This is a genomic window from uncultured Nostoc sp., assembly GCF_964247315.1.
In the GTDB taxonomy this organism is placed as follows: Bacteria; Cyanobacteriota; Cyanobacteriia; order Cyanobacteriales; family Nostocaceae; genus Nostoc.
Genome location: NZ_CAXTTT010000004.1, coordinates 94,099 through 120,964 on the forward strand (window position 1 = coordinate 94,099; position 26,866 = coordinate 120,964).

Sequence of the window (26,866 nt, forward strand, 5' to 3'; positions counted from 1 at the left end):
GCTTAAGCCTTGTGAGCTTTCTTACAACAGCCTTTCAGTTTTAAAACGTCTTCCTAAGTCCGATATCTTTTCTTCTTTTCAGAACGATACCAAAACTAGCTACCATCAAAGTTCCGAGAAGACTAGCAGGTTCTGGAATAGAAGTTTCATTTATAGGTACTTTGATTCTTAAATTTGCCAAGGTAGCGTTAGTTATAGTCAAAGATGTTACGCTTGGCAAACCTGGGATGTCAGACTGAAAATTAAAGACCGTGGGAGTTAAACTACCATTGGGATTACTATATCGCTTTCCATATCCACTCACTTCAAAAGTACCTTGATACTTCTTGCCGGTGTCTGGGTCGATAACAGTACCAGTGTAGAAAGCTTTTGTGAGATTAAATTCATCTTGAACTACTCCTTGAAATGTGGTTCCTGCCAATTGTCCTTGGTAGAGGAAGGGTGTCAGCTGACCACTAGAAAGAACTGGCGATGTCAGAACACCATCAAACGAGACAATCGGAATACCTTTAAAGTCAACAAAGTAATGCAGACTCCAATCTGGGCGTGTTTCTACCTTTAAATAGTCTGACTGGTATACAGGAACATAATTAGGATTATTACTAGTACCTAAGTTCCGGTAATAAGTTCCAGTGTTATCCGTATCAATACGAGTAATACTGTTATTGAAATTAGGATTATTTCTGGGAAGTTCGATAGTTCCTGATAATGTGCCAGTGCTTTCAATTGTGATGAATTGAGCAGCAATTGCACTTGCTCCACTGATAGCGATCGCTACTGCTGCAAGACAACTGCTGCTAACAACTGCAATACCTAGCTTAATTCCTGATGAACTCACTTTCATTAACAAATTGTTCCTTTAATTGTCGATGGTAAACACACCTAATCTGCTGAGATTCATTACAAATATTTCTCCAGCATGATTTATTATTCCCAAGCTGGTGATGGAAGTTTCATCGATAAGAAAAAGTATTGTCAATTGCTATTTTTATTCTTGCGCTTGCAAAGGATGTTAGAGACAATCGCCTTATTAATCAATTTCAATTTCGTGATTTGATTATAAGTTTTATGTTAAACTACAACGCGAGCGCGTCTTTTAGCTTTGGTTTGATAGAGTGCTTCTTCAACAGCATTAACTAAAGTAACAGGTAGATTTAAAAGTAGCGGCTATTTACTAATTAAGTCAGTTCATCTAAGTTAGGGAGGACGAGCAAGTGTTGATTTTCTTGTTTCAACAGTTCAACATGAGTATTGTTGAAATGCTCGCTTTTTTTGAGATATTGTTGGAAATATAAAGTATTGGTTCTTTGCAAAAATTACTCAGTACTTGCCATAAATGAGCAGCGATTTTCTTGACACGTTCCTCGCCGGAGTGCGCTTCATCGGCTATATTGGTGTAGGTTTTTCCTTCCCAGGAAGAACGCAATATCAACTCTTGAAGCGTCGTTAAACCGTTTGCTTGACTGGCTTTTAGTAGCAATACTAGTTCATCTATAGTCATTACTCATTGACTCTAATTCAGTATGATATTTTCTCACACCATTAAGCTTTGCAAGTTAATGTAGTCTGCCTTGTATGCATAGCAGCCAGCCCTGACTAAAAAAGCTACAAAAAAGCCTTGACAATTTTTTGCATCCTTAAATTATTTGGCGTGATTCAATCATAGAATTTTTTTTACAAATTTTTTGGGGTTTTTAAATAATTAACCTTGAGGAGGAGGTGTTAATTTTTGCAAGCTAATGCATTAACAAAGCGGCCGCTGCATTCGCAATGCAAGCCGATGCATTAACAAGGCGGCCTTCGCATTCACAATACCTGAGTTCGATAGATTTAATCTTATCTTTTTTATACCTAAATTACAGCAAAAGCCATTAGTACACTTCCTACAATAATCACTGCGATCGCACTAATTATTGGCGTATACTGCTGCAATGGTTGAACCCATGAAAAACCCTTTAGCCATTGGTGAGCATAAATAATCACTAAACCAATGGTTACTAGTACGATTGCTAATCCTACACTGAATGCACACACTAAGATTAAACCGTATGCAGTTTGGTGAAGTGCGATCGCACTCAACAATAATACCAGCGCTGACGGACAAGGAACTAGACCACCAGCGATTCCCAAAGTTAAAAGAGACTGTAACGTAATTTGAGAATTGGCAAAATGATGGCGATCGTTGTGAGTGTGGTGATGACGATCGGAATCATCGTGAGTATGATGATGATGCTCTGGTGTAGGGTTGAGATAGCGATCGAGTAACCAAAAACCAACATTACAGACCATCAATCCGCTCAGTAAACTGAGAAATGGATACAATTGCTCTGGTAAAATATATTGAGATAATAATAACGCTAAAATACCCAGTGCAAAAACGCTGATTGTGTGAGTGAGCGTTGTCACCAACCCCAGCACAACTGCTTGCTGAGGAGTACCCTGTGAACCAACGAGATATGCTGCTACCATCGTTTTTCCGTGTCCAGGTGAAAGAGCGTGTCCGGCTCCAGCCACCAAGGCGATGCCGATACCACTGAACATTAAAGATGGAGAGAGGGTCATCTGAGCCAGATTTTGCATCAAAAAGTTACCATGTCCAATGTGAGCCACGGCTGATTGACTCGGCAGGAAACTAACTAGCAATGCCAAACCTAAAATCAGGATCGGTCTGTTCATAAACTACTCGCTTCCAACTTTGAAGCACGGTACAAACCATAGCCAATCAACGCCAAAATAACGCTGACTGTCGCAACGACGACATTAGGATAAATGGGAATACCGCCTATGATTGGTGGAGGTTCTTTCAGATCGGCTTGCAAACTAGTTCCAGGAATCACTAGCGTCACAAAGAAAAAGGGCGACCAGAAGATGACAGGCACTAACATTGCCACGGTGTAACCGATATCGGGTTCGGTTGTTCGTCGCCATAGTAACCACAGCGCCACAATACTCATACCACTGAGTAACCACAGCATCACTGCATCATGAAATTTAGCATGGGGATGCCATTCGGAGTTAAAGAGATGAGTCGCGTTCCAATCGACTGCTACGGAAACTACAGCAGTGCTGACGAGAACAATCGAAAGCAAAATTCGACTAATTCTTCTCATAAATTGTTTTTGCTATACCCTTAGTTGATAAGTTTCGTTGGTTTGTGGGTTCATCAGCCGTAGATCCCACAAATCAAGGTACAGCGTGCTAAGGGATAAACGATAGACTTTTCTTGCTATATCGTAATCATGATTTAGATCATTCTTGTGATGCCTACGGTTTTTGCTAGCCTATGCAGTTAGTATTGCAGAATTCTACTAAGCTTAAAGTTAGGGGTAGAAGAGTATAAGGGCAGTACAAACAGCACAGTCAGTAATGTTCGCATTTCACCTAATCGACGAGACTAACGCACGCGCTATCCTAAGTTGGCGGTATGAGCCACCCTATGATTTATACAACTACTTAGAGGAAGAAGCTAATCTACTACAAGATATTCTTAACCCCCAGAATAACTTCTACAGCATTATGGATGAAAATCGCGAGTTGGTAGCTTACTGTTCTTTTGGACAAGATGGACAGGTTACTGGTGGTAATTACCGCGATTGGGCATTGGATATTGGCATGGGAATTCGCCCTGACTTGACCGGACGAAGAAAGGGTACTGAGTATGCCAATGCCGTATTGGAATTTGCCGACAGTTTATTTAAACCAAAAGCTTTTCGGGTGACGATCGCAGCATTCAATAAGCGTGCGATACGGGTATGGCAGAAATTGGGATTCGATCATCAGCAATGCTTTGAGCGACGGAGTGATGGAATGCAATTTATAGTTTTATTGCGAGCAAACTGCTGTTACAGCAATCAGTAAAGAATTACTGCCTGATTATTTAGAACTTCTCAAATTTCTAGATGTACCTATTTTACTTTTCCCTTAAAAACATCCTGGGTGTGACTCCGACATATTTTTTAAAATGTCTTGTAAAACGACTTTGATCTGTACAACCAACAAGCAAAGCAATTTCTGCGATCGCATATTTTCTTTGTTGCAATAGTTCTTTAGCTTTTTCCATTCGTTGCCCAAGCACATATTGATAGGGCGCAACACCTATTGATTGCTTAAATAATCGGCAAAAATAATATTGACTCGTGCCCAAAATTTCTGCCAGTTCAGCTAGATGCAGCGGTTGATCCAAATAGCTGTGGATGTAGTCCAACACTGGCTGAAGTCGATTATTAGGCATACCTCCCACATCGGGCTGCATTTTTGGTGAAAATGCACAATATTGTCGCAGCAAGTGAATTATCAACACCTGTATCAGTGATTCGGCATAAAGATGTTCACCGATTCCACCCGTGTCAAATTCTGCTTGAAACAAACGAGCGATCGCTTCAATCTGTGGATCGTGGGCACTTACTGTACTGAGCAATTCAACTTTGTTTTCATTCAGCCCCCCAACTTCTTCTGCCATTCGAGACAAAAACAGTGGATCGATTAGAAACGTCAACGATTCATCAGTACTCTCCCACGCCCAAACCCCCGACATCTTCGCAGGACAAATCCAGAAATCTCCTTTGACTTGAGGTTTTTCCAATTTTTGTTCGCCGATGTGAGTGATTTTTTGTTGATTATGGTCGCTTAACAAAAGACAAAGCAGATGATGGTTGCATCCAGTGAATTCAAGTTCCTTCGGTGCTGAGATATGGCGATCAATAGTTAATCCGGGCAATTGAATTATCCGGCGCTCAGAAATCCATGTTTCCTTCATAATCAGTCCAATTAGCGATCGCTCTTTGCACCAATGCCATTCCAGAGAGTGCGTAGGCGTAGCCCGCCGCAGGCATCGCTCACATTTTATTTGGTGTTGTTCCAAGGAATCTAAAAGGAAAAAGTCAGCACCTACACCACTGATGAGAATAGCATGTGACGCGGTGTAGTTGCGCCACGTGCTTGTGACAGTTGCATAAGTCCTGATTAAGAGGATGTTTTAAAAGGGTCGAACGGCAAAATTATACCTTCTGGGACTTTTAAAACATCCTCTAAGCAGATTACTGCAATCCATAAACAGCTGAATCGAGAGTCCCTGCTGAATTTGGAGAATAACCGATATCTAGAGAAACACTAGCTTTTATCGTCTGAGGACCACCAATGATAGGAGTTGTAGTACCTATCGCAAACGCCCTATCTGCCGTTAGATTAGACACCAGAGGAGATGGTCTAGGATTGTCATCTGAGTTAATATCAATCTTAATAATTTTTCCAGGGGTTAACTGCAAGGTACTAAAAACAGACTGAGCCTGAGCTTGGGCATCTTTAACAGCTTCGTTGAGAACTTGCAGACGTGCCTGCTGCAATGCTTGGTCTGAGGCAGTAAAGCTGATATTCTCTATTACATTTGCGCCTGCTTGGATCGCTTTGTCAATTGCTGCCCCAGCTCGATTTGTTGGTAACTCAAACTGAAGTGTGTTGAGACCTTCAAAGCCGGTTAGGGTTTGAGTACTATTTTCATAGCTATAGACAGGATTTAGTTGAATAGATGTAGTTTGAAGTTCTTGCGCCCCAAGGTTTCGCAGCACATCAACTACTGCTGTTGAACGTTGAGCAGCTGCTTGTTGAACTTCATTTGCAGTTTTTCCCTGTACTTTAATCCCCAATTGCACCTCAGTTAAAGTAGTGGCAACGCTGACCTCTCCTTGACCAGTAACTTCCAATATCTGAGCAGTGTTTCCAGTAGTGCTACCAATCAGGGGATCGGCGATCGCCAGACCCAAATTTCTCACACCTGTAAGATTATCAGTAGCCGAACCGAGAGTCCCTACTGAATTTGGAGAATAACCGATATCTAGAGAAACACTAGCTTCTATCGTCTGAGGACCACCAATGATAGGAGTTGTAGCAGCTGTTGCCAAAACCCTATCTGCTGCTAGATTAGACACCAAGGGAGATGGTCTAGGATTGTCATCTGAGTTAATATCAATTTTAATAATCTCTCCAGGGGTTAACTGTAAGGTACTAAAAACAGCCTGAGCCTGAGCTTGGGCATCTTTAACAGCTTCGCTGAGAACTTGCAGACGTGCCTGCTGCAATGCTTGGTCTGAGGCAGTGAAGCTGATATTCTCTATTACATTTGCGCCTGCTTGGATCGCTTTGTCAATTGCTGCCCCAGCTCGATTTGTTGGTAACTCAAACTGAAGTGTGTTGAGACCTTCAAAGCCGGTTAGGGTTTGAGTACTATTTTCATAGCTATAGACAGGATTTAGTTGAATAGATGTAGTTTGAAGTTCTTGCGCCCCAAGGTTTCGCAGCACATCAACTACTGCTGTTGAACGTTGAGCAGCTGCTTGTTGAACTTCATTTGCAGTTTTTCCCTGTACTTTAATCCCCAATTGCACCTCAGTTAAAGTAGTGGCAACGCTGACCTCTCCTTGACCAGTAACTTCCAATATCTGAGTAGTTTTTGGAGTAGTGCTACCAATCAGGGGATCGGCGATCGCAACACCCAAGTTTCTCACACCTGTGAGATTAGCTGTGTTAGCCATCTTATTCTCCTTGTTTAAATGATGTTTGATATCTATTGATGTTTTAATCTTAAAGGATGTCTGAAAAGTAAACCGTGTTTATCACCAATACATACTGGATAAAAAACGCTCTCATATTCGCCAGCCAAAATCTGATAATTTGACAACTCTAGGTTTGTCAGAAAACCCCATTCCACCAAGAAAGAGCAATCCTGTACTGTTTGCCGTGGGTTACAAAGCGATATACCCCTCGGATAAAAAACAGCAATTGCAACAACAACGGGATAAACTAGCTTTATTAAACAACAAGTATAGAAAAATACTTTACTACGACAACAACGAACCCAGCTAGAAACAGATACGGTAATCGCTGAAAGCACAAGTTTAAAACAACGGTTACAAGATACTCAAAATCTGGTAGGCAATAAGCATTTCGATTCAACAATATCGCATCTATTAATTCAAAGGTAGCATCTTTGGTTCTAGCTAAATGTTGATAAGCTACTTAACGTAATTCTTCTAGTCTGGCAAGTTTCATACTGGCAGGTAAGAGTCGGTGATTCTTCCTTAGCTTGTGCCAATTGGGAGACTGTATTCAATTTGACCCCTTTTTTCCCTCATTTATATTTAGTCTAAACTCCAGTTATAACAACCCTAGCCATACCTAAACTGACAATTAAAACAGTAGATGGAGACCATCAATGTCAAAATACTGAATCTAATGATGAGAAAATAAAGATAAGCAATGCCCACCTCCAAACTTGCTGGGCTATTTACCCAAGACAGATAAACAGCAAATTTTATCAGTCAAAATTTATGACTTCTAACGTTCCCTCTTTAACTCGAAAGCGACCCACTCAAGCAATAGGAGCCAAAATTTTCCACTCTTGTAACATCATTAGTCTATTTATCATGCTCACCAGTGGACTACAAATTTACAACGCTAACCCTGTTTTTGGTGGACGTGCAGGTTTGCACATTCCTTTGGTATTTACTTTAGGAGGTTGGCTTGCAGGAGGTAGACACTGGCATTTTGCAGCAATGTGGCTATTTTCGCTGAATCTGTTGTGGTATGGAATTTACATTTTAATTACCCGACGCTGGCGATATCGCTTTGTAGGTGCTAATGACTTCAAAGCATTACAAAAAACTCAAAATTCCCAACGCCTAATTTATGCTTGGCATCGGATTGCTTATACAGCAATTATTCCCATTTTGCTGCTGGCATTATTTACAGGGATAGGAATGTATAAACCTGCTCAATTTCCCTGGATTGTGGATTTATTCGGCGATTGGCAAGCATTGCGAATTGTTCACTTTGCCTCAGTGCCAATGATTATCTTATTTGTAGTAATTCACTCAGGGTTAGGGCGTCAGGCTGGTGGTACTGAATTAACAGAATCAATGTTTTGGTAAACAATATTTTTTTAAACTAAAAAAATGAACTTTTTTGATAAATTGAATCGTAATATCTTGGAAAATCAAAGCTTACTATTTGTCGGACTCGATCCAAATCCAGAGATGATGCCTGAGCGTTACGAATCTGAAGAACTGATCGCTGGTTTGGAAAAGTGGTTACAATTCATTATTGCAGAAACTTCTGATTTCATTTGTGCTTATAAACCGACATTTGGCTTTTACGAAGCGTTAGGTATTCCTGGTTTAGAACTGCTGTACAAAACTTTAGCAGCTATTCCAGTCCATATCCCAGTGATTTTAGATGCCAAACACAGTGACTTAAATACTAGTACCATCTTTGCCCAGACTGTGTTTACAAAATGGCAAGTGGATGCAATTACTCTCAGTCCCTATACAGGACAAGATCACGTAGCACCTTTTTTAGTCTATCCTGATAAAGCGGCGTTTATTTTATGCTGTACTTCTAATCCAGGTGCAGAAACTTTACAGCAGTATCCTACAAACGAATCACCCCTTTATTTACAGGTAGTAAAAGAATCAAAAACCTGGGGAACTCCAGAACAATTGGGTTTGGAAGTGGGAACTACAAATCCTGAAGTTTTAGCACTTATTCGAGCAGTTGCACCTGAACGAATTATTATGGCGCGTAGTATCTGGGCGGAGGGTCAAAATCTGAAGCAAATTTTAGAAGCTGGCTTGAATAGTAATGGTGATGGTTTATTGATTCCTGTTCCTCAAGATATGTTGGGAAATACACAATTATCAGAGGAAGTCCAGTCTTTACGTGCAGAAATTAATCAAATCAAAATTGAAATTATTCACGAAAACTCTACTTGTTCTGTGTGGTTTCCTGATGTTTGTTTTCTAAATCAGCACCCCCATCAAGATTTGATTTTACAACTTTATGATATTGACTGCATTATGTTTGGCAGTTTTGTCCAAGCATCAGGAGCGATATTTCCTTATTACATCGATTTACGCAAAATTATTTCCAATCCCCAAGTTTTTAATCAAGTTCTCACAGCTTATGAGGATATTTTGAAGAACCTGAATTTTGATAGATTAGCAGGTATTCCTTATGGTTCATTACCTACTGCGACTGGTTTAGCTTTGCGCCTTCATTGTCCGATGATTTTCCCGCGTAAAGAGGTGAAAGCACACGGAACTAGAAGAGTAATTGAGGGTAACTTTCATACTGGTGAAACAGTTGTAGTGGTTGACGATATTCTCATTAGCGGCAAAAGTGTCATGGAAGGAGCAGGAAAGTTGGAATCAGCTGGATTAAAGGTTAATGATATTGTGGTATTTATCGATCATGAACAGGGGGTGAAAGATAGGTTACAGCAAAATGGTTATCGCAGTCATGCAGTTTTAACTATTTCGGAAATTACTAATACTCTCTATCAAGCAGGGCGAATAAATGAGGAGCAATTTTTAGCTTTCACTGAAAGTTAGTAATTAGAATAATGGGGAGTAGGAAATAGAAAATTGGGAAAGACGCGATGAGTTGTGTCTGTACTGAGGGAAAATTTTTATTGTCTACTTCCTGTTGAGCAGATTTGATGATTCGGTTAAATCTAATGAAGAGTGCTGAGTAGTGTAAATAGAATAATTTTAGCTTTGAAATTAATTATGAATTTTTCACTGAATCAATTACTTAGATGGTTAATTTTTACGCTGTTATTTCCGCTAGTATTTCTCAATGGTTGGCTAGCATTTTTGCTGGTTAAAAACTTTCAACCTGTGGTAACAATTCTTGTATTGGCTACCTTGCTTGCATTCGTTTTAAACTATCCTGTTTCGATTCTCCAACAGCGGAGAGTTAAACGCAGCTATGCAGTAGCATTAGTTTTTATATTAGCATTGGTAATTGTTGTGGCTCTAGGTATCACTTTAGTGCCCATTGTTTTAGAGCAATTTAATGAAATGGTTAAAGTCTTTCCCCAATGGATTGATTCTAGCGAAGAAAAACTTCAGATTGTCAATGATTGGTTTTTTAAACATCAATTAAATGTGAATTTAAGTCAGGTATTAGCACAAATTAATCACCAACTACCTAATGAAATAGAGTTTATTTCAGATAAGCTGTTAAGTATTATCATAGATACAATTGATAGTATTTCTGAAGCATTAATCACAGTAGTTATAACTTTTTACTTGTTGTTAGATGGCCCAAGAATTTGGGAGTTAATATTTAAGAAGTTACCTGGAAATATTGCCCAGCAGATAAGCCGGTCTATTCAGCAAAACTTCCAAAATTACTTAATAGGTCAGGGAAGTTTGGCTTTGCTGATGGGTGTTTCAATAACATTATTGTTTTTAGGTTTTCAAGTCCAGTTTGGTTTACTCTTTGGTTTAGGAGTTGGGCTTTTGAGCTTAATTCCCTTTGGTGATGTTGTCAGTCTAGTTTTAATAACTTTAATAATAGCGTCACATGACTTTTGGCTAGCAGCTAAGGTTTTTGCGGTAGCTGTTGTCATCGATCAGGTAATCGATCAGGCGATCGCACCGCGTTTATTAGGTAAATTTACTGGCATTAGACCAATATGGGTATTAGTTGCTTTGCTTGTAGGAACCAATGTTGGCGGAGTCTTGGGTTTACTAGTTGCGGTACCTGTAGCTGGTTTTATCAAAGATGTAGCAGATGGTTTTTCCAAATCTGATAACGTGGGTGAGAGTGAAGCAGCATCAGAATTGTTAGTAGAAGAATCAATATCGCAATGAAAAGTGTAACATTACTAATATTTTAGGTTTTATGGCAAGCGATCGCTATCTTTATTGTTGCTTGCGATCGCTGAATGTATCGAAGACAATTGCGTAGACAGCCAAAGGCGATCGCTCCTTATCTCCTAATATCTAATTAAAAAGCGATCACGTTCTAAATCTTCGATTTCAGGTAATTTATGAAAGACGTACATGAAAGTAAAAAGAACTTTGCATCAGCAATAGTTAGATCAGGCTCACTCAACATAGCATGTCTGATGCCTCCCTCATCACTTGTATATCCATACAAAATTAAGAATGAATTTTTTAAAGCGGGATGTAAATTGTGAGAAACTTCCAGAACCTTCAGAGCATCTGCTAAAGTTGCCTTTGGTTTTGCAGTAATAGCTTTTGCAAGACTTTCAACTGCGGAAATAGATTCTTTTATAGAGTTTCTGTAGTCAGGATTTTCCTTGTCGCTCATCAAAGCAAGGGAGCGCTTCAAATGGGTGGATACAGCAGGAAAGTTTTTATCATCTACTGCTTGCTCAAGCATTTCAATTTCTTGCTCATTGGTGATATCTGTGAATACACCTCCGACAAATCTATAACCTGCCAGTTCTCTTTCTAATACAAAGTTTATATTTTCTACAAGTTTCGGAGATTGGAAATAGTTGATTGTAATCTCAAGAAAGTCGTAAACTTCATACCATTGGCAATTTTGAAAATATTTTAATAACCAGTTTACAGATTCTCTTGGTCTTGTAGGTAAGTTATCCAAAGGATACTTAAAATATTTATCCCAAAGAAATTTAATAAAAACATCTATATGTGTTACAATGCCTACTTGCACGAATTTTGAGTATTGTAAAAAGAAATTTGTACTTAATACATTCCAAAGGGAATTGCGTAGATCATCATTCATACTATCAATTTGGATAATCTCAGATATTGGCTTCAAGCCTCGTCGTTGGCTAAAGGTCTTGGCTGAAACCTCAACTGCAAACATTTCAGGTAAATGTTGCTTCGCCTCATATTCAGCAATTTTTTCAGGATCATGTATATGACAGTATCCAGAAGAATTAGCTTTGAGCTTACATTTTTCTCCAGATTTAGTTATTGCCTTACAATTAGCTGATGACATACGAGATCACTTCAAGGATATCTTTATTAAGATAGCAGTCTTACCAATGAAACCTAGTATTAATTAAAACGCTGACAGTGGTCTAATAGCTTTTATCAATATAAGCACTTAAAAATATCAGTTGGTTTACCATCTCCTCAGCCGAGTGAGTAGCAACCAGCTTGAGCAACCCTTGTAACTGTTGCCCCACGGAATAGCGTTGTTGCTGCAACAAGATAATGCCAGCATGATTTTTTTCTGTGGCTAAAAACTCGTTATGTAAGCAGCAAAAGTCTCTTCGGTTGTAGCTATAGATAACACGCCCTTGCCCTGTTGCCCAAATTAGCTGCTCATCATCAGAATAGCTCTGCCTGCTCACATCGGCCACTGTCACAACATCCAAGTTTGCATTAGAGAAAGCTTTGATTAGGGACTTCTCAACACTGTCCTCATCTAAATACAAACGAATTTGGCTCACTGTCTGTTCGCCGCCGTGTATTCAGCTTCCAAACGGTCGTATTCTTCAATTTCTGCGGCAATCTCCGTGTCAATTACTTCCTGGTTAGCATAGTAGTAAGCTAGCGCTGCATAAATTTGTGCCAACATTAGCTGTGGTCTTTGGACAACTATCTCTTCCGGTTTCATGCCTGCGTTGAAATCGATCGCAATATTATGTACCGTAATCCGGTGTCCCGCAATCCGAGGGCGACCACCACAGGTTCCAGGTGTGCTGACAATCAGCGTGCCAATGTCGGTAATTGTTTGCATAGCTTGTTTACTAAATTTTGCTCTCATAGGCAACTGAGCAATTTTAAACTTCTTCTAATCTAGAAATATAAATATCCAGTTGTTTATTTAGCTACCTACAGCAAAATAAAACATTTATCCCTAATAATTAGGAGTCTACCATTAATCCCAGAATACCAAACATCCTGCCTGCATTGAAGACGATAGACTTTTTATAAGAGTAATTTTTGCAAAAACTCGAATTTCTCAACATTTCAAAGCAGGTATGGGGCAATGGTGCGATTAAAACTGTGGCAGTGGGTTGTCTTAGCAATTCCGATCGCGTTTATCATTATTTTCTTACTGGTGTCTGCCGGTTCACAAATTCATGCGTGGGGCATTAATTGGATTTGGGGTGTATTCACCGTTTTATTCGTTGGTTGGCGTTGGCTGCTAGTCAAATGGACTCAACCAGCTGTTAACCAAGTAGAAGCTGTATTAACTCAAGTGCGTGAAGAACTGGAATCGCCAGCAGAGGATACAGTAGCGCGACCTGTGGGAAGTGACACCACAAAGCTTGTAGAAGCCGCCCTTCAAGAAATTCTCCAAGCAGCACAAAGCGATCGCCCGATTTGGGAAGACTGGCAAACTTTTTGGACGCGATGCCAAGATTTAGTGGTAGCGATCGCTCATATCTACAATCCTCAGATTCAATATCCCCTGTTGAACATTTACGTCCCCCAAGCTTACGGGCTGATTCGCGGAACGGTGGATGATATGGATCGGTGGATGCAAAAGTTATCCCCTGTCCTCAATCAGGTAACGGTTGGACAAGCATATCAAGGATATGAGGTCTACCGGAAGTTGGAGCCATCGGCTCGGAAATTCTGGAAAGCTTGGAACTGGGCACAGTGGATCTTAAATCCGGTGGCGGCGGTGGCAAAACAAGCCAGTCAGGGTTTCAGTAACCAAGCAACTCAGCAATTATTGGGGAATTTGAGTCAGTTATTCCGGGAAGCTGCCCTGAGAAACTTATGCCGACAGGCGATCGCACTTTACGGACGTAGCCCAGTTCCAGCAACCGTAGTTTCCACACCAACTTTACCCAAGGCAAAAACTCAAACACTCCGAGAAATCTTGACTCAAGCCCAACCAGCCAAGGCGGTTGAGCAAAAACCTGTAAATATTCTGCTGGTGGGGCGCACGGGATCGGGAAAAAGTAGCCTGATTAACACCCTATTTCAGGCGGATCTCGCAGCCGTTGATGTTTTACCCAGTACCGATCGCATTCAGAATTATCAATGGCAGACTCAAACTGGGGAAACCCTGACGCTTTGGGACACACCTGGTTATGAACAAGTCAACCGTGCCGATCTCCGAAATCTAGTGCTTGATTATGCTATCAGCGCAGATTTGCTGCTGTTAGTTACCCCTGCCCTCGATCCTGCCTTGCAAATGGATGTGGACTTTTTGCAAGACATCAAAGCAGAAGTTGCAGATTTACCTGCGATCGCGATCGTCACCCAGGTAGATCGTCTGCGTCCGATCCGCGAGTGGCAACCACCTTATGATTGGGAATGGGGCGATCGTCCCAAAGAAATTGCCATTCGCGAAGCCACTGAGTATCGCGCCAGACTGCTGGGAGAATTCTGTAATCTCGTTCTACCTGTGGTTACAAGTGACAGCAAAACAAGTCGGGTTGCTTGGGGTGTGGAGGCGCTATCGTTGGGATTAGTCGATGCGATCGCACCTACCAAGCAACTCCGTCTCGCCCGCTTTTTGCGTAATCTAGAAGCCCGCATCGTCGCCGCCGCCAAAATCATCGACCACTACACCTTCCAGATGACGACAACACAAGGATTAACGGCATTGCTCAAAAGTCCCGTCCTTCAGTTTGTTTCTACCCTCTCAACCGGATCTCCAGCTTTAGCATATATGCTGGCGGAGCAAATTCCCGTAGAACAGTTGCCGATTGTGATTGGCAAACTGCAAATGGGATATGAACTTTTCTCGCTCTTGAACCCCAACTCGCTCAACTTTGAATTGCTATCCCTTTGGCCGCTACTGCTGGAAAACTCCGCTTCACCCGATCGCAACGCCTGGGCATTTGGTCATGCTCTAGTAGAGTACTGGACTCAGAATCTAACGGTTAAACAACTTGGGCAGCGATTTGAGTATTATTTAGCGATCGCCAAATAATTTGCCTGCGATCGGCAATGTCTAGGAAAAATTGTGACGCATCTTCGATCTCTTGCAAATACTACGCCTAAATAACGAGTTTAAGCTGCTACGTAACCCCCGTAGATTAAACACCAAAAGTTGCATTAGTAAATAAAAGTAAATTGCGAATATTTATTTAGCACTTTTGAAGAATTTCATACTATCAGGACTTACGCAAAATAATGGAAAAACGAACCGCAAAGGCGCAAAGGACGCAAAGGAATGAGAGTTTCAAAGAGTTATTGCGTAAGTCCTACTATATAAGGAAAAGTAAAAATGCGCTAACAGATTGTAATCTAAGATCAAAGTGTAAAATTACGATTGAGAGTAGGTGTCTGCTGAACCTACCCGCTTTACGTGAGTTTTTATATAGACATCCCTTTTGTTTGGAGTTATTTATGAAAAATACATTAGACATCTCCATCTTTCAAGAACAGAATTCAGATCAGAGCTATAGCATTTCGTCTTACAACAGGCTGCTTTCGGTCGTGAAGGATTTAGCTTGTGTACGGACTATTGAGGAAATTATTGAGATTGTGCGTTTAGCTGCTCGCGATCTCACAAATGCTGATGGAGTAACTTTTGTATTGCAAGATGGTGAATGTTGCCACTATGTAGATGAAAACGCCATTGGGCCACTTTGGAAAGGTATGCGTTTTCCGCTCAAGTCTTGCATCTCCGGTTGGGCAATGCTCAATAAAAAAGCAGCCGTAATTGAGGACATTTACCAGGATGCACGAATTCCTATTGATGCTTATAAAGTGACTTTTGTCAAAAGTTTAGTGATGGTTCCGATTCGGGTTTCTGATCCACTGGGTGCGATCGGAGCTTACTGGAGTACACGACACCTAGCCACGCCTCAAGAGATCGGAATGCTTGAGATTTTGACTGACACTACGGCAGTTGCGATCGCTAATGTTCAACTTTTCCAGAAACTGACGAGCCAAAACGCCCTTAAAGACAAATTTATTGCGATGCTAGCTCACGAGTTGAGAAATCCTGTTGCCCCCATTTCCAACAGCGTTCAGCTACTCAAGTTAAAGCTAGGCGAGACTGGCATAGTCGGGGAAACAGTTTTAAGGATGCAACACCAGATTAAGCACCTCTCGAAATTAATCGATGAGTTACTCGACGTATCATCCATCACTTATGGGAAGGTTTCATTAAACCTTAAGAAAGTTAATTTGGTGGAATTGGTTTGCCAGAGTCTCAACGATCATGCACAAGCAATAAAGAGATGGAATCTTAACGTAGTACAAGACCTGCCAAACACACCCGTGTGAGCTTATGTTGACTCGACTCGCTTCTTCCAAATCTTTGGGAATCTTCTTGATAATGCCTTAAAGTTTTCAAAGCCAGATGGGATGATCTGGGTGGATCTCTCAGTTATTCCAGGTGAGAATGGCTTAGGTAGTGTAGCGGTCTTATCTGTAAGAGACTTAGGCATAGGGATAGACCCGACAATATTACCAGAACTTTTCGAGCCGTTTACCCAGGCCGATCGCAGTTTAGATCGTTCGCGGGGCGGGCTAGGTTTGGGACTTTCGGTAGTAAAAAGTCTTGTGGAACTTCATGGTGGTAGTGTTGAAGCCTCAAGTAGAGGGATTAATCTGGGAGCAGAATTCAAAGTCACTCTCCCTATATGCGAAGAGATTACAGCCTTGGACAACGACCTAGAGATTACAGAAGCGGCTAAAAAATCGTTGAAGATTTTAGTCATCGAAGATAACGAGGATTCAGCCGTAACATTACAAGCAGTACTTGAATACTTTGGGCATGAAGTTTCCATTGCCAAGGATGGAATTTCAGGGGTAGAAACTGCAAGGGAGTTTGAGCCTCACGTGATTATTTGTGACATCGGACTTCCTGAGATGGATGGATTCACCGTTGCACAGGAACTGAGTAAAGACTCCAAATTTAGTCGCTCAATTCTGATTGCGCTCACCGGCTACGGTGGCCAGGAGGATCGGGATCTGGCGCTTCAGGCTGGTTTTAAATGCCACTTGACCAAGCCTGTGGACTTTGAAATACTTACGACAGAAATTGATCGATACTTTGATGGAGTATTATCAAGTTGACAGTTGAAAAGAACGAGTACTGATTTCCTGTCCAGCACCAGCAACACCAATAATCACGCTGACACCCCAGCCTTTATGGCAGCATTCTAATGCTTTTTCTCGCTCTTGAATACAGCCAACCATAACCCCCTCAACTTTGAGTTGCTATCCCTCTGGCCGCTACTGCTGGAAAACTCCGCTTCACCCGATCGCAACGCCTGGGCATTTGGTCACGCCCTAGTGGAGTATTGGACTCAAAATCTGATGGTTGAACAACTCCGGGAGCGATTTGAGTATTATCTAGCGATCGCCAAATAATTTGTCTGCATTGAGGAATTAATGTCCTCGACTTAATACCAATTCTGTATGAAGATGCACAGAATGATCTGCCTGAAATCCTTGCTAAATAAAACACTATTCTATGCACGCTCACATAGAATTGGTATAAGCAGGTTGATTACCCTCAAAAGTCTTAGTCGATTACACTTTTGTTGCATTCTTCATCAAAAATTTATCAAATCAGTAAAAATACTAGCTTAGAGTTAGTTTAAAATCCGACTATCTTTACCAAAAGCAAATAAATGAGTATGCGAAGACTATCTATGGCTGCTCTTGGAGTGGCATTTATAGCTATGGCAACTGTACCTACACTTCCAGCTGAAGCTGCCCTACTAGAGTTTAACTTCACTACCAAAAGCAGCGGAACAGGAACATTTATCTTAGACACGGACACTGCCCGCGATCCTAACCCAGCCTTATTTACCAACCCTAGTGGATCTTTTACTGAAGGGATTTCATACCCAGGTGCTATTTCTGACTTCACTTTCTCAGCACCATCTAGAAGTCTTAGCAACCTCAGTGGTGATTTCGGTGTTTTTCCATCTATTCCTTTTGCTCCTAATAGCATAGGAGTTAATAGTGGTCTTATTTCTCCAGCCGGATGCCTAACAGCACCTGACTACTACTGTTCAGTTAGGATTGACGTACAGTACTTAGGTAATCTTTCAGAACTACCCGTACTTTCCACTAACCCACTTTCCTACTTCACAGCTACTGACATTAAGTTGGTTGATCCCCCAACGGGCAAGGTTCTTAGCAGTGATCCGATAATTAGTTTTCGAGCTGTACGTGTCCCAGAGTCTGATTCTGTACTAGGCTTATTAGCTATTGGCGTTGGAGGCGCAGCTTTGCTATTGAAGCGTAAATATAGCCTTACTCATCTGGGTTAAAGCAGTACGCCTGAAGCTGTGGGTACTGATTTCTGACTGCAAAGAAGGCTAAAACTATTATGGCATAATAGTTTTAGCCTTCTTTGCAGCGAAAAAGTTGGATAATGTAAGCGTAGCCCGTCCCAGACATCGCTTTTGTTTCAGGTAGAGATTTAAATCTTATTTGAAACAGGACTGTCTGCGTAAGCATCAGGCACAAATTACCAATTACGAATTACGAATTACGAATTAAAAAGTCACCACACTGCGAATTGATTCACCTTTGTGTATCAATTCAAAAGCATCATTAATTTGCTCAATGGGCATCAGATGGGTAATCAAATCATCAATATTTATCTTACCTTCCATATACCAATCAACAATTTTTGGCACATCTGTACGTCCTCTAGCGCCACCGAATGCCGAACCTTTCCAAACGCGCCCAGTTACTAGTTGAAAAGGACGAGTACTGATTTCCTGTCCAGCACCAGCAACACCAATAATCACGCTCACACCCCAACCTTTATGGCAGCATTCTAATGCTTGACGCATCAATTTAACATTACCGATACATTCAAAGCTGTAATCAGCACCGCCTTTTGTTAAATCAACCAGATAGGGAACTAAATCACCCTGTACTTCTTGGGGATTAACAAAGTGTGTCATACCAAACTTTTGTGCCAAGGCGCGTTTGTTGGGATTAATATCTACCCCAACAATCATATTGGCCCCTACCATCCGCGCTCCTTGGATGACATTTAAGCCTATACCACCCAAACCAAAAACCACGACATTTGCCCCAGGTTCTACCTTGGCAGTATTGATAACTGCACCAATACCAGTAGTCACACCACAGCCAATGTAACAAACCTTATCAAAGGGAGCATCTTCCCGAATTTTTGCTAAAGCAATTTCCGGCAGCACCGTATAGTTAGCAAAAGTGGATGTACCCATATAATGATGAATTATCTGCCCATCAATACTAAAGCGACTAGTGCCATCGGGCATAACACCGCGTCCTTGAGTTAGGCGAATGGCTTGACAGAGATTAGTTTTGAAACTCAAACAATATTCGCACTGGCGACATTCGGGAGTGTAGAGGGGAATTATATGATCCCCTGGTTTGAGACTGATGACACCAGCGCCTACTTCCACTACCACACCAGCACCTTCATGTCCCAAAATAGCCGGAAATAAACCTTCTGGATCGTCACCCAATAAGGTAAAAGCGTCGGTATGACAAACTCCGCTTGCTTTCACCTCAACTAACACTTCGCCGGCTTGTGGTCCCGATAGTTGAACGGTTTCAATCGTCAACGGCTTATTTGCACTGTAAGCTACTGCTGCTTTAACTTGTAATATTCAGCGCTCCTGTTTAGTTTTGTCATTTGTCATTTGTCGTTGGGTATTGGGGACAAGGAGAAAGACTTGTTGCAAATTCTCACCCTTTGTCCCCTTGTCCCCTCATAAATATTGAACGCATGATAAACTTTTGTATTACTTCATCATATTTACTAAGCACGATCGCCACTATAACGATAAATATTACTTTGTTAAAATATCATTCTCTAGCTAGATTGGTTAAAGGCGGCAACAGCTGTTTTGACAACAATGTAAACTGGATGTCAGCAGCAACCCCCAAATAATTTGTCCACCCCTAAATTAATATATTTTGTCACAGCTTATGAACCCTGCCCTAACTCAAATTGGCGCTCAAATGTCCAACCTGACAGGCGTCAGAGCAATCATGAAGGATATTATCGAGACATTACGAGCGGGTGCAGGGCAGCATTTTATTAATTTGAGTGCTGGTAATCCGTTGATTTTGCCAGAGGTAGAGCAATTATGGCGGGATTGTACTGCACAGCTTTTGGCTAGTCCAGAATATGGCGAGGTAGTTTGCCGTTATGGGTCAAGTCAGGGCTATGCACCATTTGTTGAAGCGATCGCCAACGACTTCAACAAACGCTATGGGTTAAACTTAAGCGATCGCAATATCCTGATCACCCCCGGTAGTCAAACCCTCTACTTCTACGCTGCCAATACCTTCGGTGGTTACACCCCTAGCGGTGAGTTAAAACAAATCGTTTTACCCCTCAGCCCTGACTACACAGGTTACGGCGGTATCTGCTTAGTTCCAAAAGCCTTAATCGCCCACAAACCGACTCTTGATATTGATCCAGCTGCCCACCGATTTAAATATCGCCCCGACTTCAGCCAACTGTCGATTACAGAAAACACAGGTTGTGTCCTCTTCTCTCGCCCCTGTAATCCCACTGGCAATGTCCTCACGGATGATGAGGTGAAAAAGATTGTTGCCCTTGCTGCACCTTACAATGTGCCCGTGTTAATTGACTCGGCTTATGCGCCTCCCTTCCCAGCATTGAACTTTACCGAAATGACACCAGTGTTTGGTGATAATATCTTACACTGCATGAGTTTATCAAAAGCGGGATTGCCAGGAGAAAGGATTGGTATAGCTATTGGGGATGAAAAGTGGATTGAGGCGCTAGAGTGTTTCCAAGCAAATATGAGTCTCCATTCTTCACGTTACGGCCAAGCGATCGCAGCTTATGCAATCAATTCTGGTGCTTTAGTGGAAATTTCTCACACTGTCATCCGTCCCTTTTACCAAAATAAATTTACCGTTTTAGAAACCAGCTTAGAACAAGCGATGCCCAAGGATTTACCTTGGTTCCTGCATCGCGGTGAAGGAGCAATTTTTGCTTGGTTGTGGTTACAGGATCTACCCATCAGTGATTGGGAATTTTACCAGCTAGTTAAGCAAGTAGGTGTGATTATTGTCCCAGGAAGTAGCTTCTTCCCCGGTTTAGAGGAAGAGTGGGCGCACAAACACCAATGCTTCCGCATCAGCCTTACAGGCAGCGATGAGGAAATTGTCACTGCCATGCAACGTTTAGCAAAAGTCGCTGAAGAAGCTTATAAAGGTGCTGCGGTGACTGCCTAATAGGGAAAATAGAAATGAAACACGAAGAACTTAACAAAGAGATAGCGAGCAGAGGCGTAGAGGCGCAGAGGGCCAGAGGGGCAGAGAAGCAGAGGGGCAAGAGAGTAGGAGGAAATTCAAAAATTCAAAATACCCAATCCCCAGCCCCTAGTTCCCAATCCCCAGCCCCCAATCTCGATGATTGGTTAGAAATTGGTAAGATTGTTTCCCCTCAAGGATTGTCTGGAGAATTGAAGGTTTATCCTGTATCTGACTTTCCTGAAAGATTTGAGGTGCCAGGAAAACGTTGGTTGTTGCGTTTAGATGGCACAGAACCACAACCAATCGAATTATTAACAGGACGTTATATCAGTAACAAAAACTTGTATGCGATCAAATTAGCTGGTGTGAAAAATTGCGATCAGGCGGAAGCTTTGCGCGGTTGTAAGTTAATGGTGCCAGCAAGCGATCGCCCCCAATTAGGCGAAGATGAATATCATGTCCTCGATTTGATTGGCTTAGAAGTTTTCATGCAAACATCTGGCGAACTCGTGGGTACGGTGGTAGATATCATCCCCGCTGGCAATGATTTGTTAGAAGTCAAGTTGCATGAATCATTTATTACTGACAAAGGACAAATGACAAATGACAAAAAGCAAAAGACTGTTTTGATTCCATTTGTGGAAGCGATCGCACCAGTAGTAGACTTGCTATCTGGTCGCATTGAAATTACACCACCACCTGGCTTATTGGAAATTAATAATTAGGTTATTCCTCGATCTGCTTCTAGCTAGTTTTGCTGTACTGGATACTTCAAGGGGATTTCAGCATTTCATTTTTGTGTGGGCAACAAACTAATCTTGAGTTGTCTTTGATGCAATCAAAATTGAACGCTGTACCTGAATTGGAATATTAAATATATTCGCTAGTTTTTGACGATGCTTAAATCCTATATCGTGCATATAACAATAGCGCAAAATAATCTGTTTCAATAAACGATCGCAAACAGGATTTTTGGAGAATTCAGAGTGTAATTTATCAATCTTGTCGGTATCTAATTTTTTTTCAAACTGCAATTCAATAATTTCTTGAATTAAGCAGAATGTGCGTAAGTCATAATAACTTGCAAAAATTTGTACAGAAAGCTCTAGATAAAGAAAATGCCGATTGATAGGATTAATCAATAGCGTAGGTGTAGCCCGTCGTAGACATCGCTCTCCATCCTGTGCCCAGAAGCAAGGAATTTAGTCACGAAGGCTGAAAAAATTCATCATCGGTTAGATGGCCATCATCTTGAAAATAAGTAAAATTACATACTGCTGAATCCGTCAAAATCATTTTGTAATGGAGTGTCGAAATGACATTAGCCAGTCCTCCACAAACAAAGCCTTTAACAGAAGAAGAATTACATAAGATAAACGCTTACTGGCGTGCAGCTAACTATCTTTCGGTTGGGCAGATATATCTACTCGACAATCCGCTACTCAGAGAACCGCTAAAGCTGGAACACATCAAACCCAGACTTTTAGGGCACTGGGGAACAACACCAGGACTGAACTTTATCTATGCTCACCTGAATCGGGTCATCAAAAAATATGACCTCAATACAATTTACATTGCTGGTCCCGGTCATGGAGGCCCTGGACTGGTAGCCAACACCTACCTAGAAGGCACTTACACGGAGTATTATCACAACATCTCCCAGGATGCTGAAGGAATCCAGAAACTCTTCAAACAATTCTCTTTTCCTGGTGGTATTCCCAGCCATGTTGCACCGGAAACCCCTGGTTCAATCCACGAAGGCGGTGAACTAGGTTACTCCCTCGTCCATGCTTTCGGTGCTGCCTTTGATAATCCCGACTTAATTGTTGCTGCTGTTGTCGGTGACGGCGAAGCTGAAACAGGTGCTTTAGCGACTAGCTGGCATTCTAACAAGTTTCTGAACCCCGTGCATGATGGGGCTGTACTGCCGATTCTGCACTTGAATGGATATAAAATTGCTAATCCAACAGTACTGGCACGGATTAGCCAGGAGGAATTAGAAAGCCTATTTGTAGGCTACGGTTACAAGCCATACTTTGTTGAAGGTGACGATCCCGCAGATGTCCACCAGCAGATGGCGGCGACTCTAGATATAGCGATCGCTGAAATTCAAAGTATCCAAAGGGAAGCCCGCGTACATGGTTTCACTGAACGTCCCCAGTGGCCGATGATTGTCATGAGAACCCCCAAAGGTTGGACAGGGCCCAAGGAAGTTGATGGCAAAAAAACTGAAGGTTCTTGGCGATCGCACCAAGTTCCTTTTGGAAACATAGCCAAACAGCCAGAACACCTGAAACTCCTAGAAGATTGGATGAAGAGTTACAAACCAGAAGAACTCTTCGACAGCAACGGTAAACTGATTCCCGAACTAGCAGAACTGGCTCCCAAAGGTCATCGACGCATGGGCGACAATCCCCACGCTAACGGCGGTATCTTACTGTGTGACCTGAAGATACCCGACTTTCAAAAGTATGCCGTAGATGTTCTCAAACCAGGGCAAGCGATCGCTGAAGCTACCCAAGTTGCCGGAACTTTCCTCCGGGATATCATGCAACTTAACCAAGAAAGGCGCAACTTCCGCATCCTTGGCCCAGACGAAACGGTATCGAATCGCTTAAGTTCTGTGTTAGAAGTCACAGACCGGGATTGGGTAGCCCAGATCCTCCCCGAAGATGACCACCTTTCCCCCGACGGTCGGGTGATGGAAATTCTCAGCGAAACTTGTTGTCAAGGATGGTTAGAAGGCTACCTCCTCACAGGACGCCACGGCTTTTTCTCTTGCTACGAAGCGTTCATCCACATCATTGACTCCATGTTCAATCAGCACGCCAAATGGCTGAAAACAACCAGACATATTCCCTGGCGTAAACCAATTGCTTCCCTCAATTACCTACTCACCTCTCACGTTTGGCGACAAGACCACAACGGCTTCTCCCACCAAGATCCCGGTTTTATTGACCATGTAGTTAACAAAAAAGCAGAAATCGTTCGCGTGTATTTGCCGCCCGATGCCAACACTTTGCTATCAGTAACCGATCACTGCCTGAGAAGCCGCAACTATGTCAACGTCATCGTTGCTGGAAAGCAACCAGCATTGCAATACCTCAATATGGATGCTGCCATCAAGCACTGCACCAAAGGCATCGGCATTTGGGAATGGGCAAGCAACGATCAAGACGGCGATCCAGATGTAGTAATGGCTTGTGCTGGAGATATTCCCACCTTAGAAACCTTGGCGGCTGTGGATATTCTGCGCCAGCACTTCCCAGATTTAAAGGTGCGGGTGGTGAATGTAGTCGATTTAATGACACTACAGCCAAAAAGCGAACATCCCCACGGTTTGAGCGAAAAAGACTTTGACACGATTTTCACCACCGATAAACACATTATCTTTGCCTTTCATGGCTATCCCTGGTTGATTCATCGCTTAACCTATCGTCATACTAACCACGATCAGATGCATGTGCGCGGCTACAAGGAAGAGGGAACTACCACCACTCCCTTTGATATGGTTGTTCTTAACGAACTCGATCGCTTCCATTTAGTGATGGACGTAATTGAGCGCGTACCCAAGTTAGGATATAGGGCAGCTTATGTCAAGCAGCATCTGCAAGATAAATTGATCGAACACAAGCAATATATTGATAAGTACGGCGACGATATGCCGGAAATTCGCGACTGGAAGTGGCCGTATTAAAAGGGGATGAGGGAGACAAGGGAGACAAGGAGGATAAGATAAAATCTTCTCCCTTGTCTTTGTTGTTTCCCTTGTTTCTTTTTATCACCTGTCATTAATGTAGGCTCATAGATTTAAGGGACTTCCAAATAAAAAATATCCCATCGCTCGCAAGGCAGGGGAATTCTTAGCAGGAGAAGGAAAATTGTAAGAAGTCCAGAAATTAGATAATTTATTTTTTGGAATTCCCTAACCTAAATTACTGCTGCCAGCGATTTGAGTTGCTCCCTCAGATGCAGGAGGGTGATAAGTCATAGATTGTAACCCCAAGCGACCAGGACCAATAAAGCGGTTAAGCGTAAATGAGATACCGCCGAGCATCACCCCAATCGCTCCTAAAATGCCGCCACTAGATTGCAAGGCCGTTACCGTTTCCATCTTGACTGATGAGTCTTTCCACAGCCATGCCCCTGGTTCTACATCTAACACCTCTCCAGGAGCAAGGTACTTTTCAAAAACATTGCCGTAACCGTGGATTAGAAGCAGCCCCCCTTGTTGCTGTCCAATAAAGCGATCGATAAATAATCCGCCACTACGACTAAAAAAGAGGTTCGCCAGTCCTCGTTGGAAAAAGAAACTGTACTCAATATTACTGGTAGCTAACAAAAACTGATGTTCGCGTACATCCACTGTCTGTCCACGCTCTAATTGCAGCACTACAATCTGTCCTGGTGCCTCACGAGAGAAAGCGATGTTTCCTGGGCCATGTGCTTCACTAATGAAAATTTGCAGTCCAGCAAAGAACCGCTTGGCTGCCCCTTTTAAACCTTTGACTCCAAGCCGAACATTGGGATGTTTCCACAGTAGAATATGATGTTCAAAGTAAATTGATTGCTGTTGTCCTAGATGGACATCTACCACAGGTACTACTTCTCCCTCTATTCTTAAATTTAAGTCACCGGAATGAAAGGTTTGTTGGGGATTTCTCAATTCTGGTATCGGTTCACTGTTGAAGTCAGACATAGTACGATCTCGTAGATGGTTTTTTGGAAAATCACTGATCTTGCCTATAGTGACATTATTAACGAGATTACCGTAAGCAGTACATAACTTGCACTATCAAGCATCAACACAAACTTTACAGATATAACACTTTTAAAAGTATTTGCATAATTTTTTCATTTCGGAATGAGAAGTACTTAAAGTTACTTAATGCATCAAATACTACTTGCTTTCATGGTTAGCGCTAGGATAGCTATGTATTTTATGAAAGTATAAATATGGCTCAAACTTTTTACGTAAATTCAGTATCAGGTAGCAATACTAACCCAGGTACTCAACAAGCTCCCTTCAAAACTATTACGCAAGCCCTCAAGGTAGCTACTGTTAATACCAAGATTCAACTGGCAGATGGTAATTACAATGCTGCTAGCGGTGAAGTCTTTCCGTTGACAATTCCATCTGGTGTGACAGTGGTGGGTAATGAAACCAATAAAGGTAATGGCATTTTGATTGAAGGAAGTGGTAATTACCTGAGTCGTACTTTTGCTGGTCAGAATGTCACTTTTGTATTGCTGGATAAAGCTGAACTGCGGGGAGTGACTGTAACAAATTTGGCTAGTCGTGGTAGTGGTGTCTGGATTGAATCAACTGCCCCTACTGTTGCTAATAGCACCTTCATCAACAATAAGCGGGAGGGAGTATTTGCTACAGGCGATGCTAATCCAGTTGTTTTAGGTAATGTGTTCAGTGAGAATGCAGCTAATGGAATTGCGATCGCTAAAAATTCTAAAGGTCAAATTGAAAATAATACCTACTTCAAAACAGGTTTTGGCATTGCCATTAGTGATACTGCATCACCCATCCTTCGAGATAACAGAATTTATGAAAACCGTTCTGGGATTGTCATCTCTGGTAGTGCCCGTCCCGTATTACGTAATAATGTTAGTGAAAATAATACTGATGATGGGATTACAGTGATTGGAACTGCTCTACCGGATATCGGCAGTACCAATAATCCAGGGGGCAATACTCTACGCAATAACGGTAAATTTGATTTGCAAAATGTCAGTTCCAACAAGCTGATTTCTCTAGGAAATAAAATAGATGCGTCTAAAGTTACCGGAAACATAGAGTTTGCAGATAGTTCGGTTCCAACTCCAACTCCAACACCAACTCCAACTCCAACACCAACTCCAACTCAAACGACAACTGCAACACAAACTCCAAAACAAACATA

At 41.9% G+C, this 26,866-nt stretch carries 25 protein-coding genes and 3 pseudogenes; 15 read left to right on the forward strand and 13 right to left on the reverse strand.

Going from position 1 to position 26,866, the window contains the following annotated elements; translation table 11 throughout:
• Nucleotides 1-40: 40 nt before the first annotated feature.
• The 4 genes and pseudogenes from ACFE93_RS02540 to ACFE93_RS02555 all read right to left on the reverse strand — a co-directional run bounded on the left by ACFE93_RS02540 (nt 41) and on the right by ACFE93_RS02555 (nt 3,110).
• Nucleotides 41-844, reverse strand: a complete 804-nt coding sequence (locus ACFE93_RS02540) for a PEP-CTERM sorting domain-containing protein (RefSeq protein WP_375471873.1) — start codon at nt 842-844, stop codon at nt 41-43.
• 453 nt (nt 845-1,297) lie between these two features.
• Nucleotides 1,298-1,501 (reverse strand): annotated as a pseudogene (locus tag ACFE93_RS02545) (hypothetical protein); the annotation flags it as partial.
• 350 nt (nt 1,502-1,851) lie between these two features.
• A complete protein-coding gene (locus ACFE93_RS02550) occupies nt 1,852-2,676 on the reverse strand; it encodes a nickel/cobalt transporter (protein WP_375471874.1) in 825 nt (274 codons plus the stop codon).
• Nucleotides 2,673-3,110 (reverse strand): DUF6640 family protein, encoded by a 438-nt coding sequence (locus ACFE93_RS02555; RefSeq protein ID WP_375471875.1) that lies wholly within the window; start codon nt 3,108-3,110, stop codon nt 2,673-2,675. The genes ACFE93_RS02550 and ACFE93_RS02555 overlap by 4 nt, the downstream gene beginning before the upstream one ends.
• Nucleotides 3,111-3,366: 256 nt before the next feature.
• Here ACFE93_RS02555 and ACFE93_RS02560 point away from each other — a divergent pair, with 256 nt between their 5' ends.
• Nucleotides 3,367-3,858: a GNAT family N-acetyltransferase gene (locus tag ACFE93_RS02560; RefSeq protein ID WP_375471876.1), complete on the forward strand. Its 492-nt coding sequence runs from the start codon at nt 3,367-3,369 to the stop codon at nt 3,856-3,858.
• A 52-nt stretch (nt 3,859-3,910) separates the two neighbouring features.
• Here ACFE93_RS02560 and ACFE93_RS02565 read toward each other — a convergent pair whose 3' ends face one another.
• Both ACFE93_RS02565 and ACFE93_RS02570 read right to left on the reverse strand, forming a co-directional pair.
• Nucleotides 3,911-4,756: a helix-turn-helix transcriptional regulator gene (locus ACFE93_RS02565; RefSeq protein ID WP_375471877.1), complete on the reverse strand. Its 846-nt coding sequence runs from the start codon at nt 4,754-4,756 to the stop codon at nt 3,911-3,913.
• A 280-nt stretch (nt 4,757-5,036) separates the two neighbouring features.
• Nucleotides 5,037-6,527, reverse strand: coding sequence for an SIMPL domain-containing protein (locus ACFE93_RS02570; RefSeq protein WP_375471878.1), 1,491 nt, complete (start codon nt 6,525-6,527; stop codon nt 5,037-5,039).
• Nucleotides 6,528-6,666: 139 nt separating this feature from the next.
• Between ACFE93_RS02570 and ACFE93_RS02575 the strand changes: the two genes are divergently transcribed.
• The 4 genes from ACFE93_RS02575 (at nt 6,667) to ACFE93_RS02590 (ending at nt 10,649) form a co-directional block, all read left to right on the forward strand.
• Nucleotides 6,667-6,858, forward strand: coding sequence for a hypothetical protein (locus tag ACFE93_RS02575; protein WP_375471879.1), 192 nt, complete (start codon nt 6,667-6,669; stop codon nt 6,856-6,858).
• Nucleotides 6,859-7,322: 464 nt separating this feature from the next.
• On the forward strand, nt 7,323-7,922 hold the full coding sequence (locus ACFE93_RS02580) for a cytochrome b/b6 domain-containing protein (protein WP_375471880.1): 600 nt from the start codon (nt 7,323-7,325) through the stop codon (nt 7,920-7,922).
• A 24-nt stretch (nt 7,923-7,946) separates the two neighbouring features.
• Nucleotides 7,947-9,380, forward strand: a complete 1,434-nt coding sequence (locus tag ACFE93_RS02585) for a bifunctional orotidine-5'-phosphate decarboxylase/orotate phosphoribosyltransferase (RefSeq protein WP_375471881.1) — start codon at nt 7,947-7,949, stop codon at nt 9,378-9,380.
• A 177-nt stretch (nt 9,381-9,557) separates the two neighbouring features.
• Nucleotides 9,558-10,649 carry an AI-2E family transporter gene (locus tag ACFE93_RS02590; RefSeq protein WP_375471882.1) on the forward strand — a complete coding sequence of 364 codons (1,092 nt, stop codon included), beginning with the start codon at nt 9,558-9,560 and terminating at the stop codon, nt 10,647-10,649.
• A 154-nt stretch (nt 10,650-10,803) separates the two neighbouring features.
• On the opposite strand, the gene ACFE93_RS02595 is transcribed toward ACFE93_RS02590, so the two are convergent.
• The 3 genes from ACFE93_RS02595 to ACFE93_RS02605 form a co-directional block, all read right to left on the reverse strand.
• A complete protein-coding gene (locus ACFE93_RS02595) occupies nt 10,804-11,772 on the reverse strand; it encodes an AbiJ-NTD4 domain-containing protein (RefSeq protein WP_375471883.1) in 969 nt (322 codons plus the stop codon).
• An 82-nt stretch (nt 11,773-11,854) separates the two neighbouring features.
• Nucleotides 11,855-12,229 carry a DUF5615 family PIN-like protein gene (locus tag ACFE93_RS02600; protein ID WP_375471884.1) on the reverse strand — a complete coding sequence of 125 codons (375 nt, stop codon included), beginning with the start codon at nt 12,227-12,229 and terminating at the stop codon, nt 11,855-11,857.
• On the reverse strand, nt 12,226-12,519 hold the full coding sequence (locus ACFE93_RS02605) for a DUF433 domain-containing protein (protein ID WP_375471885.1): 294 nt from the start codon (nt 12,517-12,519) through the stop codon (nt 12,226-12,228). The genes ACFE93_RS02600 and ACFE93_RS02605 overlap by 4 nt, the downstream gene beginning before the upstream one ends.
• Nucleotides 12,520-12,771: 252 nt before the next feature.
• Between ACFE93_RS02605 and ACFE93_RS02610 the strand changes: the two genes are divergently transcribed.
• The 4 genes and pseudogenes from ACFE93_RS02610 to ACFE93_RS02625 all read left to right on the forward strand — a co-directional run bounded on the left by ACFE93_RS02610 (nt 12,772) and on the right by ACFE93_RS02625 (nt 16,775).
• On the forward strand, nt 12,772-14,676 hold the full coding sequence (locus ACFE93_RS02610) for a GTPase family protein (RefSeq protein ID WP_375471886.1): 1,905 nt from the start codon (nt 12,772-12,774) through the stop codon (nt 14,674-14,676).
• 419 nt (nt 14,677-15,095) lie between these two features.
• Nucleotides 15,096-15,980 carry a histidine kinase dimerization/phospho-acceptor domain-containing protein gene (locus tag ACFE93_RS02615; protein ID WP_375471887.1) on the forward strand — a complete coding sequence of 295 codons (885 nt, stop codon included), beginning with the start codon at nt 15,096-15,098 and terminating at the stop codon, nt 15,978-15,980.
• A 21-nt stretch (nt 15,981-16,001) separates the two neighbouring features.
• Nucleotides 16,002-16,328: pseudogene (locus ACFE93_RS02620) on the forward strand (sensor histidine kinase); the annotation flags it as partial.
• A gap of 72 nt (nt 16,329-16,400) precedes the next feature.
• Nucleotides 16,401-16,775, forward strand: coding sequence for a response regulator (locus ACFE93_RS02625; protein ID WP_375471900.1), 375 nt, complete (start codon nt 16,401-16,403; stop codon nt 16,773-16,775).
• Here ACFE93_RS02625 and ACFE93_RS02630 read toward each other — a convergent pair.
• Nucleotides 16,767-16,898, reverse strand: a complete 132-nt coding sequence (locus ACFE93_RS02630) for a hypothetical protein (RefSeq protein WP_375471902.1) — start codon at nt 16,896-16,898, stop codon at nt 16,767-16,769. The two genes, ACFE93_RS02625 and ACFE93_RS02630, sit on opposite strands and share 9 nt — an antisense overlap.
• On the opposite strand from ACFE93_RS02630, the pseudogene ACFE93_RS02635 reads away from it, so the two are divergent.
• A pseudogene (locus ACFE93_RS02635) lies at nt 16,872-17,072 on the forward strand (GTPase); the annotation flags it as partial. The gene ACFE93_RS02630 and the pseudogene ACFE93_RS02635 overlap by 27 nt on opposite strands.
• Before the next feature lie 269 nt (nt 17,073-17,341).
• Complete coding sequence (locus tag ACFE93_RS02640) at nt 17,342-17,983, forward strand: hypothetical protein (RefSeq protein ID WP_375471888.1); 642 nt, start codon at nt 17,342-17,344, stop codon at nt 17,981-17,983.
• A 228-nt stretch (nt 17,984-18,211) separates the two neighbouring features.
• On the opposite strand, the gene ACFE93_RS02645 is transcribed toward ACFE93_RS02640, so the two are convergent.
• Nucleotides 18,212-19,324, reverse strand: a complete 1,113-nt coding sequence (locus tag ACFE93_RS02645) for an S-(hydroxymethyl)glutathione dehydrogenase/class III alcohol dehydrogenase (RefSeq protein ID WP_375471901.1) — start codon at nt 19,322-19,324, stop codon at nt 18,212-18,214.
• Nucleotides 19,325-19,646: 322 nt separating this feature from the next.
• Between ACFE93_RS02645 and ACFE93_RS02650 the strand changes: the two genes are divergently transcribed.
• On the forward strand, nt 19,647-20,930 hold the full coding sequence (locus ACFE93_RS02650; protein ID WP_375471889.1) for a valine--pyruvate transaminase: 1,284 nt from the start codon (nt 19,647-19,649) through the stop codon (nt 20,928-20,930).
• A gap of 14 nt (nt 20,931-20,944) precedes the next feature.
• On the forward strand, nt 20,945-21,676 hold the full coding sequence (rimM, locus tag ACFE93_RS02655; RefSeq protein ID WP_375471890.1) for a ribosome maturation factor RimM: 732 nt from the start codon (nt 20,945-20,947) through the stop codon (nt 21,674-21,676).
• A gap of 87 nt (nt 21,677-21,763) precedes the next feature.
• On the opposite strand, the gene ACFE93_RS02660 is transcribed toward rimM, so the two are convergent.
• On the reverse strand, nt 21,764-22,093 hold the full coding sequence (locus ACFE93_RS02660) for a hypothetical protein (RefSeq protein WP_375471891.1): 330 nt from the start codon (nt 22,091-22,093) through the stop codon (nt 21,764-21,766).
• 173 nt (nt 22,094-22,266) lie between these two features.
• Here ACFE93_RS02660 and ACFE93_RS02665 point away from each other — a divergent pair, with 173 nt between their 5' ends.
• A complete protein-coding gene (locus tag ACFE93_RS02665) occupies nt 22,267-24,648 on the forward strand; it encodes a phosphoketolase (protein WP_375471892.1) in 2,382 nt (793 codons plus the stop codon).
• Between the two features lie 228 nt (nt 24,649-24,876).
• Here the strand turns inward: ACFE93_RS02665 and ACFE93_RS02670 are convergent, their stop codons facing one another.
• The gene (locus ACFE93_RS02670; RefSeq protein WP_375471893.1) at nt 24,877-25,650 is read right to left on the reverse strand and encodes an AIM24 family protein; all 774 of its coding nucleotides are present in this window, start codon (nt 25,648-25,650) and stop codon (nt 24,877-24,879) included.
• A 257-nt stretch (nt 25,651-25,907) separates the two neighbouring features.
• On the opposite strand from ACFE93_RS02670, the gene ACFE93_RS02675 reads away from it, so the two are divergent.
• The coding region (locus ACFE93_RS02675) for a DUF1565 domain-containing protein (RefSeq protein ID WP_375471894.1) at nt 25,908-26,866 on the forward strand (959 nt) is incomplete at its 3' end.

Coding starts and splice junctions, on each gene's coding strand:
- ACFE93_RS02540 (WP_375471873.1), bottom strand. CDS start 844: ATGAAAGTGAGTTCATCAGGAATTAAGCTAGGTATTGCAGTTGTTAGC.
- ACFE93_RS02550 (WP_375471874.1), bottom strand. CDS start 2,676: ATGAACAGACCGATCCTGATTTTAGGTTTGGCATTGCTAGTTAGTTTC.
- ACFE93_RS02555 (WP_375471875.1), bottom strand. CDS start 3,110: ATGAGAAGAATTAGTCGAATTTTGCTTTCGATTGTTCTCGTCAGCACT.
- ACFE93_RS02560 (WP_375471876.1), top strand. CDS start 3,367: ATGTTCGCATTTCACCTAATCGACGAGACTAACGCACGCGCTATCCTA.
- ACFE93_RS02565 (WP_375471877.1), bottom strand. CDS start 4,756: ATGAAGGAAACATGGATTTCTGAGCGCCGGATAATTCAATTGCCCGGA.
- ACFE93_RS02570 (WP_375471878.1), bottom strand. CDS start 6,527: ATGGCTAACACAGCTAATCTCACAGGTGTGAGAAACTTGGGTGTTGCG.
- ACFE93_RS02580 (WP_375471880.1), top strand. CDS start 7,323: ATGACTTCTAACGTTCCCTCTTTAACTCGAAAGCGACCCACTCAAGCA.
- ACFE93_RS02585 (WP_375471881.1), top strand. CDS start 7,947: ATGAACTTTTTTGATAAATTGAATCGTAATATCTTGGAAAATCAAAGC.
- ACFE93_RS02590 (WP_375471882.1), top strand. CDS start 9,558: ATGAATTTTTCACTGAATCAATTACTTAGATGGTTAATTTTTACGCTG.
- ACFE93_RS02595 (WP_375471883.1), bottom strand. CDS start 11,772: ATGTCATCAGCTAATTGTAAGGCAATAACTAAATCTGGAGAAAAATGT.
- ACFE93_RS02605 (WP_375471885.1), bottom strand. CDS start 12,519: ATGCAAACAATTACCGACATTGGCACGCTGATTGTCAGCACACCTGGA.
- ACFE93_RS02610 (WP_375471886.1), top strand. CDS start 12,772: ATGGTGCGATTAAAACTGTGGCAGTGGGTTGTCTTAGCAATTCCGATC.
- ACFE93_RS02615 (WP_375471887.1), top strand. CDS start 15,096: ATGAAAAATACATTAGACATCTCCATCTTTCAAGAACAGAATTCAGAT.
- ACFE93_RS02630 (WP_375471902.1), bottom strand. CDS start 16,898: ATGGTTGGCTGTATTCAAGAGCGAGAAAAAGCATTAGAATGCTGCCAT.
- ACFE93_RS02640 (WP_375471888.1), top strand. CDS start 17,342: ATGCGAAGACTATCTATGGCTGCTCTTGGAGTGGCATTTATAGCTATG.
- ACFE93_RS02650 (WP_375471889.1), top strand. CDS start 19,647: ATGAACCCTGCCCTAACTCAAATTGGCGCTCAAATGTCCAACCTGACA.
- rimM (WP_375471890.1), top strand. CDS start 20,945: ATGAAACACGAAGAACTTAACAAAGAGATAGCGAGCAGAGGCGTAGAG.
- ACFE93_RS02665 (WP_375471892.1), top strand. CDS start 22,267: ATGACATTAGCCAGTCCTCCACAAACAAAGCCTTTAACAGAAGAAGAA.
- ACFE93_RS02670 (WP_375471893.1), bottom strand. CDS start 25,650: ATGTCTGACTTCAACAGTGAACCGATACCAGAATTGAGAAATCCCCAA.